Origin of the sequence: Streptomyces sp. NRRL B-1347, assembly GCF_000720325.1 — a bacterium.
Classification (GTDB): domain Bacteria; phylum Actinomycetota; class Actinomycetes; order Streptomycetales; family Streptomycetaceae; genus Streptomyces.
Map to the genome: position 1 here is coordinate 28855 of NZ_JOJM01000029.1, position 12499 is coordinate 41353.

At 71.9% G+C, this 12499-nt stretch carries 11 protein-coding genes; 9 read left to right on the plus strand and 2 right to left on the minus strand.

The annotated features are described in order from the left end of the window. Positions 1-31: 31 nt before the first annotated feature. The 3 genes from argB to IG74_RS0123780 are packed head-to-tail and all read left to right on the plus strand — an operon-like array spanning position 32 to position 2764. Complete coding sequence (gene argB, locus IG74_RS0123770) at positions 32-949, plus strand: acetylglutamate kinase (protein WP_030680918.1); 918 nt, start codon at positions 32-34, stop codon at positions 947-949. Next, positions 946-2211, plus strand: a complete 1266-nt coding sequence (locus IG74_RS0123775) for an acetylornithine transaminase (RefSeq protein ID WP_051855212.1) — start codon at positions 946-948, stop codon at positions 2209-2211. Before argB ends, IG74_RS0123775 begins: the two co-directional genes overlap by 4 nt. 7 nt (positions 2212-2218) lie before the next feature. Further along, positions 2219-2764, plus strand: coding sequence for an arginine repressor (locus IG74_RS0123780; protein ID WP_030680925.1), 546 nt, complete (start codon positions 2219-2221; stop codon positions 2762-2764). A gap of 49 nt (positions 2765-2813) precedes the next feature. On the opposite strand, the gene IG74_RS0123785 is transcribed toward IG74_RS0123780, so the two are convergent. Next, a complete protein-coding gene (locus IG74_RS0123785; protein WP_051855214.1) occupies positions 2814-3830 on the minus strand; it encodes a bile acid:sodium symporter family protein in 1017 nt (338 codons plus the stop codon). A 168-nt stretch (positions 3831-3998) separates the two neighbouring features. On the opposite strand from IG74_RS0123785, the gene IG74_RS0123790 reads away from it, so the two are divergent. The 5 genes from IG74_RS0123790 (at position 3999) to IG74_RS0123810 (ending at position 10078) form a co-directional block, all read left to right on the plus strand. Then, complete coding sequence (locus IG74_RS0123790; protein ID WP_030680930.1) at positions 3999-5192, plus strand: argininosuccinate synthase; 1194 nt, start codon at positions 3999-4001, stop codon at positions 5190-5192. A gap of 116 nt (positions 5193-5308) precedes the next feature. Then, entirely contained in the window at positions 5309-6739 is a 1431-nt protein-coding gene (argH, locus tag IG74_RS0123795) for an argininosuccinate lyase (protein WP_030680933.1), read from the plus strand. Between the two features lie 123 nt (positions 6740-6862). Further along, on the plus strand, positions 6863-7834 hold the full coding sequence (locus tag IG74_RS0123800) for an aldo/keto reductase (RefSeq protein ID WP_030680936.1): 972 nt from the start codon (positions 6863-6865) through the stop codon (positions 7832-7834). Positions 7835-7985: 151 nt separating this feature from the next. Then, positions 7986-8537 (plus strand): TetR/AcrR family transcriptional regulator, encoded by a 552-nt coding sequence (locus IG74_RS0123805; protein WP_030680940.1) that lies wholly within the window; start codon positions 7986-7988, stop codon positions 8535-8537. Further along, the gene (locus IG74_RS0123810) at positions 8534-10078 is read left to right on the plus strand and encodes an MFS transporter (protein WP_030680943.1); all 1545 of its coding nucleotides are present in this window, start codon (positions 8534-8536) and stop codon (positions 10076-10078) included. Before IG74_RS0123805 ends, IG74_RS0123810 begins: the two co-directional genes overlap by 4 nt. A gap of 93 nt (positions 10079-10171) precedes the next feature. On the opposite strand, the gene IG74_RS0123815 is transcribed toward IG74_RS0123810, so the two are convergent. Further along, the gene (locus tag IG74_RS0123815) at positions 10172-10861 is read right to left on the minus strand and encodes a lysophospholipid acyltransferase family protein (RefSeq protein WP_078868992.1); all 690 of its coding nucleotides are present in this window, start codon (positions 10859-10861) and stop codon (positions 10172-10174) included. 419 nt (positions 10862-11280) lie between these two features. On the opposite strand from IG74_RS0123815, the gene IG74_RS0123820 reads away from it, so the two are divergent. Continuing rightward, positions 11281-12477 carry a glycerophosphodiester phosphodiesterase gene (locus IG74_RS0123820; protein ID WP_030680948.1) on the plus strand — a complete coding sequence of 399 codons (1197 nt, stop codon included), beginning with the start codon at positions 11281-11283 and terminating at the stop codon, positions 12475-12477. Positions 12478-12499 lie beyond the last annotated feature (22 nt).

The following is a 12499-nucleotide window of genomic DNA, read 5'->3' on the forward strand; positions in this document are numbered from 1 at the left end:
CCGTCCTGAACCCGAGGACCCTGAACACCCCATGAGCACCCGCAAGCACACCGCCCTGCCCAAGGCGCAGATCCTCATCGAGGCGCTGCCCTGGCTGACCCGGCACCGCGGCAAGACCGTCGTCATCAAGTTCGGCGGCAACGCCATGGTGGACGCCGAACTGAAGGCGGCCTTCGCCCAGGACGTCGTCTTCCTGCACCACGCGGGCCTGCGCCCCGTCGTGGTGCACGGCGGCGGCCCGCAGATCAGCGCCCAGCTCGACAAGCAGGGCCTGGTCAGCGAGTTCAAGGCGGGCCTGCGCGTCACGACGCCCGAGGCCATGGACGTCGTCCGCATGGTCCTCGCCGGGCAGGTGCAGCGGGAGCTCGTGGGGCTGCTCAACGAGCACGGCCCGCTGGCCGTGGGCCTCACCGGCGAGGACGCGCACACCATCACCGCGACCCGGCACCGCCCGCTGATCGACGGCGAACCGGTCGACATCGGGCGGGTCGGCGAGGTCACCGACATCGACACCGGCGCCATCGAGGCGCTGCTCGCCGACGGCCGCATCCCGGTCATCTCCTCGATCGCCCGCTCACAGGACGAAGGTGACACGGGGCATGTCTACAACGTCAATGCTGATACGGCGGCTGCGGCACTCGCTGCGGCGCTTGGTGCCGAGACGCTGATGGTCCTCACCGACGTGGAGGGCCTCTACGAGGACTGGCCCCGCAGCGACGACGTGATCAGCCGCCTCACCGCCACCGACCTTGAGAAGCTCCTCCCCGAGCTGTCCAGCGGCATGGTGCCCAAGATGAGGGGCTGTCTGCACGCGGTGCGCAACGGCGTGCAGACGGCCCGCGTCATCGACGGGCGCGTCCAGCACTCGATCCTCCTTGAGATCTTCACGGATGAAGGAATCGGCACGATGGTCGTGCCCGACGAGCTGACAGAGGGAGCCACGGCATGACCGCCGACACCCCGTCCACCCCGTCCGCGCCCACCCCGTCCGCGGCGGAAGCCGCGTCCAACGCGTCGCTGACCGCGCGCTGGCAGGGAGCGCTCATGGACAACTACGGCACGCCGCGCCTGCCCCTGGTGCGCGGCGCGGGCAGCAGGCTCTGGGACGCGGACGGCAAGGAGTACGTCGACTTCGTCGGCGGCATCGCGGTGAACGCGCTCGGCCACGGGCACCCGGCCGTGGTGGACGCCGTCTCCCGGCAGATCGCCGCGCTCGGCCACGTCTCGAACCTCTTCGTCGCCGAGCCGCCCGTCGCGCTCGCCGAGCGGCTGCTCCAGCTCTTCGGCCGCGCCGGACGCGTGTACTTCTGCAACTCCGGCGCGGAGGCCAACGAGGGCGCCTTCAAGATCGGCCGGCTCACGGGCCGCCCGCACATGGTCGCGACCGAGGGCGGCTTCCACGGCCGCACCATGGGCGCGCTCGCCCTCACCGGCCAGCCCGGCAAGCAGCAGCCGTTCCTGCCGCTGCCCGGAGACGTGACGCACGTACCGTACGGAGACGTCGACGCCCTGCGCGCGGCGGTCACCGAGGACACCGCCTTCGTGATCATCGAGCCGGTCCAGGGCGAGAACGGCGTCGTGGTGCCGCCCGCCGGATATCTGAAGGCGGCCCGCGAGATCACCCGCGCCACCGGCACCCTGCTCGTCCTCGACGAGGTGCAGACCGGCATCGGCCGCACTGGCCACTGGTTCGCGCACTTCGCGGAGGAGGACGTGCTCCCCGACGTCGTCACCCTCGCCAAGGGTCTCGGCGGCGGTCTGCCGCTCGGTGCCACCGTCGCCTTCGGCGAGGCCGGGGAGCTGCTGCGGCCGGGCCACCACGGCACGACCTTCGGCGGCAACCCCGTCGCCTGCGCCGCGGGGCTCGCCGTGCTCGACACGATCACCGCCGAGGGGCTGCTCGACCGCACCAAGCGCGCGGGCGAGCGGCTCCGGGACGGAATCGAGTCAGCGGGGCACGGCATGGTCGACCATGTCAGGGGCGCGGGCCTCCTGCTGGGTATGGTGCTCACCGAGCCGCTGGCCGCGCAGGTGCAGCGGGCGGCTCAGGACGCCGGCTTCCTGGTCAACGCGCCCGCCCCCGATGTCGTACGGCTCATGCCGGCCCTGAACGTGGGCGACACCGAGGTGGACGCCTTCCTCCGGGCCCTGCCCGGCGTCCTCGACCAGGCCGCGGCCGCGGCGAACGGGGACGGACGATCCGGAGAATGAGACGACGATGAGCCATGCGCAGCGCAACGAGCGAGGGGAGTCCGCCGGGCCCGCGGTGCCACAGACCCGCACGGCACGGCACCGCAGGATCGTCGACATCCTCAACCGGCAGCCGGTGCGCTCGCAGAGCCAGTTGGCGAAGCTCCTCGCCGACGACGGCCTGAGCGTCACCCAGGCGACCCTCTCCCGCGACCTCGACGAGCTGAACGCCGTCAAGATCCGCAACGCCGAGGGCGACCTCATCTACGCCGTGCCGAGCGAGGGCGGCTTCCGCACCCCGCGGGCCCCGCTCGGCGAGTCGGCGAAGGAGGAGCGGATGCGGCGCCTGTCCGGCGAACTCCTCATCTCCGCCGAGGCCTCCGCCAACCTCGTCGTGCTGCGCACCCCGCCCGGCGCCGCCCAGTTCCTCGCCTCCGCGATCGACCAGGCCGAGCTGCACGACATCCTGGGCACGATCGCGGGCGACGACACGGTGATGCTCATCAGCAGGGATGCGACGGGGGGCCAGGCCCTGGCCGACCACCTGCTGCGGCTCGCCTCGAACGAACACTGAGGCTGGCCCCTGGCCTTGGACCGGGGTGATCGGCCTTGCGGCCTCGTCCTCAAACGCCGGACGGGCTTGAGAGGTCGCCGTCCGTTGGGCTGCTCCGGTGCCTGCGGGCCATCCACGCCGCGACCAACGAGCCCGACACGTTGTGCCAGACCGAGAAGATCGCTGCGGGGAGCGCTGCCAGCGGGCTGAAGTGGGCGGTGGCCAGGGAAGCGGCCAGGCCCGAGTTCTGCATGCCCACCTCGAAGGCCATCGCGCGCGACGCGGGCGCCCCGAGCCGGGCCAGGCGGCCCGCGCCGTAGCCGAGGGCGAGGCCGAGCCCGTTGTGCAGCACCACCGCGAGCAGGACGAGCGCGGCGGCCGACTTGATGGCCGCCGCGCTGCCCGCGACCACCACCGCCACGATCACGGCGATGGTGGCGGCGGACAGCCACGGCAGCGCGCCCAGCGCCCGGTCCACGTACCGGCCGAGGAAGAGCCGCACCAGCAGGCCCGCGACGACGGGCAGCAGCACCGTCTTGAGGATGTCCGTCACCATCGAGCCCGCGTCCACCGGCAGGTACTCGCCCGCGAGCAGCAGCGTCAGCGGCGGTGTGACGAGCGGCGCGACCATCGTGGAGACGGTGGCGACGGACACCGAGAGGGCGACGTCGCCGCGCGCCAGATACGTCACGACGTTCGACGCGGTGCCGCTGGGCGCGCAGCCGACGAGGATCACCCCGGCCGCCAACTGCGGTGACAGGTCGAGGGCGTGGGCGACCAGCCAGCCGAGGCCCGGCATGATCACGTAGTGCGCGACGAGGCCGAGCGCCACGGCCCAGGGCCTGCGGGCGACGCCCTGGAAGTCCGCCGGGGTCATCGTCAGGCCCATGCAGAACATCACCACGCCGAGCAGGTACGGCACGCTCGGCTTCCAGTCCGCGAAGGCGCCCGGCGCCGCGAGTCCGACCGCGCCCGCGGCGAGCATCAGGACGGGGAAGACGGTGACGGCCCGGCGCGCGGCCCGGTCGGCGCCGCCCGGGGCTCCGACGGCCGCCGCGGAGCTGGGAGTCGTCTGTTCGGTCCGCACCCGGTGATGCAACGTCCAGGGACCACCGGGGCGCAACCCCGTCTCGATATGTGGTCGCTACATGTTCCCTGTGAGGCGTAGCGGATTGACGAAACATGCGGCTGAGTGCATACTCATGCATATCAGTGAATGCACTGAGCGAGCGGAATGCACTGTGAGGAGAAACCCGTGACCGAGCGCGTCGTACTCGCCTACTCGGGCGGCCTGGACACCTCCGTCGCCATCGGCTGGATCGCCGAGGAGACGGGCGCCGAGGTCATCGCCGTTGCCGTGGACGTCGGCCAGGGCGGCGAGGACCTGGACGTCATCCGCAAGCGCGCGCTCGCCTGCGGTGCCGTCGAGGCCGAGGTCGCGGACGCCAAGGACGAGTTCGCCGACGAGTACTGCCTCCCGGCGATCAAGGCCAACGCCCTCTACATGGACCGGTACCCGCTGGTCTCCGCCCTGTCCCGGCCCACCATCGTCAAGCACCTGGTGGCCGCCGCGAACAAGCACGGGGCCGGCATCGTCGCCCACGGCTGCACCGGCAAGGGCAACGACCAGGTGCGGTTCGAGGCCGGCATCCAGGCGCTCGGCCCGGACCTGAAGTGCATCGCCCCCGTGCGGGACTACGCGATGACGCGGGACAAGGCCATCGCCTTCTGCGAGGACAAGGGCCTGCCGATCGCGACCAGCAAGAAGTCGCCGTACTCCATCGATCAGAACGTCTTCGGACGCGCCGTCGAGACGGGCTTCCTGGAGGACATCTGGAACGCGCCGATCGAGGACGTCTACGAGTACACCTCCAACCCGGCGACGCCGCGCGAGGCCGACGAGGTCGTCATCACCTTCAAGGAGGGCGTCCCGGTCGCCCTCGACGGCAGGCCCGTCACCGTCCTCCAGGCGATCCAGCAGCTCAACGAGCGGGCGGGCGCCCAGGGCATCGGCCGGATCGACATGGTCGAGGACCGGCTCGTCGGCATCAAGTCCCGTGAGGTGTACGAGGCCCCGGGCGCGATCGCGCTGATCACCGCCCACCAGGAGCTGGAGAACGTCACGGTCGAGCGGGAGCTCGCCCGGTACAAGCGGCAGGTCGAGCAGCGCTGGGGCGAACTGGTCTACGACGGCCTGTGGTTCTCCCCGCTCAAGCGGGCCCTGGACGGCTTCATCAACGAGGCCAACCAGCACGTCAGCGGCGACATCCGGATGACCCTGCACGGCGGCCGCGCCGTCGTCACCGGCCGGAAGTCCGAGCAGTCCCTCTACGACTTCAACCTCGCCACGTACGACACGGGTGACACCTTCGACCAGTCGAAGGCCCAGGGATTCATCGACATCTTCGCCCTGTCGTCGAAGATCGCGGCGAAGAGGGACCTGGCGTAAGCGAATCAGCCCCTCCGGCGTTCGAGGAGCGGGGTCCGGGGCGGAGCCCCGGTTCGGGAAGGGGCGGGGCGGGGGAGGAGACCCCCACCCCGCCCACCGCACACCAAGGAGCAATCGTGAGCAGCAACACCGGCGATGTCCGCCTCTGGGGCGGCAGGTTCGCCGACGGGCCCGCAGAAGCGCTGGCGCAACTGTCGGCGTCGGTCCACTTCGACTGGCGTCTGGCCCCGTACGACATCGCGGGCTCCCGAGCCCACGCGCGCGTGCTGCACACCGCCGGGCTGCTCACCGAGGACGAGCTGACCCGGATGCTCGCCGGGCTCGACCTGCTCGAAACGGACGTGGCCGCGGGCACCTTCGTCGGCACCGTCGCCGACGAGGACGTGCACACCGCCCTGGAGCGCGGCCTCCTGGAGCGGCTCGGCCCGGACCTCGGCGGCAAGCTGCGCGCGGGCCGGTCCCGCAACGACCAGGTCGCCACGCTCTTCAAGATGTACCTGCGCGACCACGCCCGCATCATCGGCGGCCTCGTCACCGACCTCCAGGAGGCGCTGATCGGCCTCGCCGAGGCGCACCCGGACGTCGCGATGCCCGGCCGCACCCACCTCCAGCACGCCCAGCCCGTCCTCTTCGCCCACCACGTGCTCGCCCACGTCCAGTCCCTGTCCCGGGACGCGGAGCGGCTGCGGCAGTGGGACGAGCGCACCGCCGTGTCGCCCTACGGCTCGGGCGCGCTCGCGGGCTCGTCCCTCGGGCTCGACCCGGAGGCGGTCGCCCGGGACCTCGGCTTCGAGCACGGCTCGGCCGCCAACTCCATCGACGGCACCGCCTCGCGGGACTTCGTCGCCGAGTTCGCCTTCATCACCGCGATGATCGGCGTGAACCTCTCCCGGATCGCCGAGGAGGTCATCATCTGGAACACGAAGGAGTTCTCCTTCGTCACGCTCCACGACGCCTTCTCCACCGGCTCCTCGATCATGCCGCAGAAGAAGAACCCGGACATCGCCGAGCTGGCCCGGGGCAAGTCCGGCCGCCTCATCGGCAACCTCACCGGCCTCATGGCCACCCTCAAGGCGCTGCCGCTCGCGTACAACCGCGACCTCCAGGAGGACAAGGAGCCCGTCTTCGACTCCTGCGACCAGCTGGAGGTCCTGCTGCCCGCCTTCACCGGCATGATGGCGACGCTCACCGTCAACCGGGAGCGCATGGAGGAGCTGGCCCCCGCCGGGTTCTCGCTCGCCACGGACATCGCCGAGTGGCTGGTCAAGCAAGGCGTGCCGTTCCGCGTCGCGCACGAGGTCGCGGGGGAGTGCGTCAAGGAGTGCGAGGCGCACGGCATCGAGCTGGACCAGCTCACCGACGAGCAGTTCGCGAAGATCTCCCCGCATCTGACCCCCGAGGTCCGCACCGTCCTGAACGTGCCGGGCGCCCTCGCCTCGCGCGACGGCCGCGGCGGCACCGCCCCCTCGGCGGTCGCCACCCAGCTCGCCGAGATCAAGACGGACGTGGCCGCCCAGCGCCACTGGGCGACCGCCCGGACCGCGTAGCGAGCGGGCCAGGGGAGCCCCGCCAGGGCCCGCCCACCCGCGGAGGGTTACGTTGAGCGGAGGGGAGTGCGCGACCCGCGTACTCCCCTCGCCGCGTCCCACCCCCGAAGCGTGGAGCCCCACATGCCCTTCGCCCGCCTGGCCGAAGCCACCACCCCCACCGCCCACATCGGCCTCGGCCTGGCCGCCGTCGGCAGGCCCGGCTACATCACGCTGGGCCGCGAGGCCGACCTGCCGCCCTCCCGCAGCGTCGAGGCCCTGCGCGAGCGCGCCCTCGAACTCCTCGACGCCGCCTACGCGCTCGGCGTCCGCTACGTCGACGCGGCCCGCTCCTACGGCCGCTCCGAGGAGTTCCTCGCCGACTGGCTGGCGAGCAGGCCCGACATCGACGACGTCGTCGTCGGCAGCAAGTGGGGCTACACCTACACGGCCGACTGGCGCACCGACGCCGCCGCGCACGAGGTCAAGGACCACAGCGTCACCGCGTACGACCGCCAGCGCGCCGAGACCGCCGCGCTGCTCGGCGAGCGGCTCGACCTCTACCAGATCCACTCGGTCACGCCCGGGAGCCCGGCGCTCACCGACAAGGAGCTGCACGCCCGGCTCGCCGACCTCGCCGCCGAGGGCGTCACCGTCGGCCTGTCCGTGAGCGGCCCCGAGCAGGCCGCGGCGATCCGTGCCGCCCTGGACGTGACCGTCGGCGGCGAGCGGCTCTTCCGTACCGTCCAGGCGACCTACAACGCCCTGGAGACCTCGGCGGGACCCGCGCTCGCCGAGGCCCACGACGCGGGCCTGACCGTCCTGGTCAAGGAGGGCATGGCCAACGGCCGCCTCGCGGGCGAGCACGCGCCCGCAGCCCTGCGCGCCGTCGCCGAGCGGACCGGCCTCGGCTGCGACGCGGTCGCCCTCGCCCTGGTGCTGCGCCGCCCGTGGGCCGGTGTCGTGCTCTCCGGCGCCGCCACCTCCGTACAGCTCGTGTCGAACCTGCACGCCGCGGCCGTCGACCTGGACGAGGCGGACCTGGAGCGCGTCGAGGCCCTCGCCGAGGAGCCCGCCGCCTACTGGGCCACGCGGGCCGCGCTGCCCTGGCACTGAGGCCCAACGTACGGAAGTCCTGACTCGCCGCTCTGACACCGGCGCTCTGACACTGACGCTCTGACACTGACGCTCTGAACCGGCGCTCGGGCGGTAAGACCCGCACGCCTCTAGTGAGACAGAGATGTCTCATGTGGTCTATGGTTGTCTCATGTCTGTCGACCGAGACCAGGTGCTGCGCAGTGCCGCAGCACTGCTCACCCGCAAGGGCTCCGCGACCATGGACGAGGTCGCGAAGGCCGCGGGTGTCAGCAGGGCCACCCTGCACCGCCACTTCGCCGGGCGGGACGCGCTCGTCCGCGCGCTGGAGGACCTCGGCCTGAGGGAGTGCGAGCTCGCCCTCGACGCCGCCCGCCTCGGCGAGGGAGGCGCCGCGGAGGCCCTGCGGCGCCTGATCAAGGAGATCCAGCCCGCCGCGGGACTGCTCGCGTTCCTCGTCACGGAGAACGCGCTGTTCGAGGGCGAGTCGCAGCACGAGGGCTGGTCCCGGATCGACACCCGCGTGGCCGAGCTGTTCCGGCGCGGTCAGGCCGGCGGCGAATTCCGCATCGACCTGACCCCGGTCTGGCTCACCGAGGCCCTGTACGGCCTCGTCAGCTCCGGCGCCTGGGCCGTCCTCGACGGCCGCGTCGCGACCAAGGACTTCAGCTACATGATCGCCGAGCTGCTGATCGGCGGAGCACAACGGAGAGTGGAACCATGACCAGGACCGCACAGCGCACCCCGCCGACCGAGGTGGCACGCCCGCCCGGACGGTGGCTGGCCCTGGCCGTGCTCGTCCTCGCCGTGCTCCTCGTCGCCGTGGACGCCACCGTCCTCGGCCTCGCGACGCCGTACATCAGCGAGGACCTCAAGCCGTCCGGCACCCAGCTCCTGTGGATCGGCGACGTCTACTCGTTCGTGATCGCCGGTCTGCTGGTGTCCATGGGCAGCCTCGGCGACCGCATCGGCCGCAAGAAGCTGCTGCTCGTCGGAGCCGTCGCCTTCGGCGCGGTGTCCGTGCTCAACTCCTACGCCACCACGCCGGAGCTGATGATCCTGGCGCGGGCGCTGCTCGGTGTCGCGGGCGCGACCCTGATGCCCTCGACCCTTGCGCTGATCCGGAACATCTTCCACGACCCGCGCGAGCGCAGCATCGCCGTCGGCGTGTGGGGCGCGATGGCGTCGGCGGGCGCGGCGATCGGCCCGGTCGTCGGCGGCTTCCTGCTCGAACACTTCTGGTGGGGCTCGGTCTTCCTGATCAACCTGCCCGTGATGGCCGTGCTCGTCCTCGTCGGCATCAAGCTGCTGCCCGAGTCGAAGAACCCCGCGCCCGGCCCCTGGGACCTGATCAGCGTCGCGCTGTCGCTCATCGGCATGATCGCCATGGTGTACGCGGTCAAGGAGGCCGCGGCCAGCGGCGCAGGCTTGGAGGTGTTCGCCGCGGGCGCCGTCGGTGTCGCCGCGCTCACCTGGTTCGTCCGGCGGCAGCTCACCCTCCGGGCGCCGCTGCTCGACATGCGCCTTTTCCGCAACCGCGGCTTCTCCGCCGCCGTCCTCGCCGACCTGCTGACCATCCTCGGCCTGTCCGGTCTGGTCTTCTTCCTGTCGCAGTTCCTGCAACTGGTGCAGGGCAGGCCGCCGTTCGAGGCCGGTCTCGCCGAACTGCCCGCCGCTGTCGGCGCGGTGACGGCCGGTCTGATCGCGGGCCTGGTGGCGCGCCGCTTCTCGGTGCGCTCCGTGGTCGCGGGCGGCCTCGCGGCGGTGGGCCTCGCCCTCGCCGCGCTCACCACCCTGAGCCAGCACACCGGCTATCCGCTCCTCGGCGCCGCGCTCCTCGTCGTCGGCATCGGCGCGGGCTTCTCCTTCACGGTGACCGCCGACGTGATCCTGTCCAGCGTGCCCAAGGAGCAGGCGGGCGCGGCCTCCGCGGTCTCGGAGACCGCCTACGAACTGGGCGCGGCCCTCGGCATCGCCCTGCTCGGCTCCATCGTCACGGGCGTCTACCGCGACTTCACGGCCCCGGCCGGCACCCCGCCCGACGTCGCGTCGGCCGCCCACGAATCCCTCGGCGGCGCCGTCGAGGCCAGCGCGGGACTGCCCAAGGGCACGGCGGAACCGCTGGTGTCGGCGGCGCAGGAGGCCTTCGTCGACGGTCTGCGCCTTGCCGCCGGTGTCGGCGCCGCGGTGCTGCTCGCGACGGCGGTCGCCGCCTGGTTCCTGCTCAAGGGACAGAAGCTGGAGGACGGCGTCGAGCACCCCTGACGCCGCCGCCCGCCCGCCGAACGGCGAAGGGCCGCACATGGTGAAGGGCCGCACCCCGCGCGGGGTGCGGCCCTTCACCATGTGCGGCCCGGCTCAGGCCGCCTTCGCCTTCGTGGCGTACATGTCCACGTACTCCTGCCCGGACAGGCGCATGACCTCCGTCATCACGGAGTCCGTCACCGCGCGCAGGACGTAGCGGTCGCGGTCCATGCCGTCGTAGCGGGAGAACTCCATCGCCTCGCCGAAGCGGACGGTCACCCGGCCCGGGCGCGGCAGGCCCTTGCCGCCCGGCTGCAGCTTGTCCGTGCCGATCATGGCGAACGGCACCACCGGCGCGCCCGTCATCAGCGTGAGCCGGGCGATGCCCGTGCGGCCGCGGTAGAGCCGGCCGTCGGGGGAGCGGGTGCCCTCCGGGTAGATGCCGAACATCTGGCCGTCGTCCAGGACCCGCTTGCCGGTCATCAGCGCGGCCACGCCGCCCCGGCCGCCGTCGCGGTCCACCGGGATCATGCCGACGCCGGTGAAGAACCAGGCCATGAGGCGGCCCTTGAGGCCCTTGCCGGTGACGTACTCGTCCTTGCCGATGAAGTAGACCGGCCGGTCGCAGACGACGGGCAGGATCATCGAGTCGATGAACGTGAGGTGGTTTCCGGCCAGGATGACCGGACCGGTCCCGGGGATGTTCTCGGCACCTTCTACCCGCGTGCGGAACGTCAGGCGCAAGATCGGTCCGAGCACTGCCTTCAGGAGCGCTAGACGGGACAACGGTTCCTCCGGTGTCAACGGGTCGACGGCAAGTCGCTGCAGGTGAGGACCATACTCGCGGGTCCCCGTTGAACGCACATCGGGTTCATGCGACCGATACGCAGAGTTGACCTGAGTTTGCGTGCCCCTTGCCCCGCGAGGGTCCTACCAGCACGACCGTATCGCCGTGCGAACTGCGCCGCTTGTCCGAGTGGCCCTTCTCACGCTCGCCGCGGGCCGCGTCCGGAAGCCCTCCCCGGGGTCCGGACGGCTTGGAGCCCGCCGCCCGCCCGCGCCGGGCACGTACGCCCCCGCGCCCCGCGCGGCCTTCGGCCATCGCGCGTCACCCGTACGTTCGACCCCAGGTCTCCCGCAGGTCACCTGTCGCCACCTACGATCGGTGCCGCTTTGTCAGGTGCAAGGCGGCACAAGGCAGTACAAGGAAGAGGGAGCCCTCCATGGCGAACGAGGAATACGGCGCGACGGCCGAGCGGCGGACGGGGACGAGCCCGGGTCGGCGGGCCGTTCTGGGGGCCGCGGTCCTCGGGGCGGGCGCGGCCGTCGCGGGCGCGCCCGGCGTGGCGAGAGCCGAGGGGCGGCACGGCAAGGGCCACGGCCACGGCGGCGAGCTGCCGGTGCCCACGGTCATCGCGCACCGGGGCACGAGCGGCTACCGGCCCGAGCACACGCTCGGCTCGTACCAACTCGCCCTCGACATGGGCGCGGACGTCATCGAGCAGGACGTCGTGCCGACCAAGGACGGCCACCTCGTGTGCCGTCACGAGAACGACATCACCGCGACCACGGACGTCGCCGCGCACCCGGAGTTCGCGGACCGCAAGACGACGAAGTCCGTCGACGGCGTCCAGCTCACCGGCTGGTTCACCGAGGACTTCACGCTCGCCGAGCTGAAGACGCTGCGCGCCAAGGAGCGCATCCCCGGCACCCGCCAGCGCAACACCCTCTACGACGGCCGTTGGGAGATCCCCACCCTGGAGGAGGTCTTCCGCTGGGCCGAGCGCGCGGGCCGCGAGCGCGGCGAGCGGGTCTGGCTGCACATCGAGACCAAGCACCCCACCTACTTCCGCAAGCTCGGCCTCGGCCTCGAGGAGCCCCTCGCCAAGCTCCTGCGCCGCTACCACCGGCACCGCAGGCACTCGCCGAACTTCCTGCAGTCCTTCGAGCCCAGCAGCATCCAGCGGCTTCGCAAGCTCGTCGACGCGCCCGGCGTCGTCCTGCTCTCGACGGCGAACTCGCGCCCCTGGGACTTCGTCGAGGCGAACGACCCGCGCACCGTCGCCGACCTCATCAAGCCCGAGGGCCTGCGCTGGATGTCCTCGTTCGCCAAGGGCATCGGCCCGACCCTGGACCTGATCATCCCCAAGGGCCCGGACGGCAAGCTCCTGGAGCCGACCACGCTGGTGCGCGACGCCCACGCGGCGGACCTGATCCTGCACCCGTACACGATGCGCAACGAGAACACCTTCCTGCCCGCCGACTTCAAGAAGGGCACGGACCCCACCGCGTACGGCGACGCCTTCGGCGCCTTCAAGAAGTACTTCGCCACCGGCATCGACGGGATCTTCTCCGACAACCCGGACACGGCGCTCCTCGCCGCCGCGGACTTCCGCGCCGGCGGCACTGTCAACGAATGACGGAGAACACCCGGTTGGGGTG

Bases quoted from the DNA above. Each gene is read 5' to 3' on its own strand.
- IG74_RS0123775 (WP_051855212.1), top strand. From the start codon at position 946: ATGACCGCCGACACCCCGTCCACCCCGTCCGCGCCCACCCCGTCCGCG.
- IG74_RS0123810 (WP_030680943.1), top strand. From the start codon at position 8,534: ATGACCAGGACCGCACAGCGCACCCCGCCGACCGAGGTGGCACGCCCG.
- IG74_RS0123820 (WP_030680948.1), top strand. From the start codon at position 11,281: ATGGCGAACGAGGAATACGGCGCGACGGCCGAGCGGCGGACGGGGACG.
- IG74_RS0123800 (WP_030680936.1), top strand. From the start codon at position 6,863: ATGCCCTTCGCCCGCCTGGCCGAAGCCACCACCCCCACCGCCCACATC.
- IG74_RS0123780 (WP_030680925.1), top strand. From the start codon at position 2,219: ATGAGCCATGCGCAGCGCAACGAGCGAGGGGAGTCCGCCGGGCCCGCG.
- argB (WP_030680918.1), top strand. From the start codon at position 32: ATGAGCACCCGCAAGCACACCGCCCTGCCCAAGGCGCAGATCCTCATC.
- IG74_RS0123805 (WP_030680940.1), top strand. From the start codon at position 7,986: ATGTCTGTCGACCGAGACCAGGTGCTGCGCAGTGCCGCAGCACTGCTC.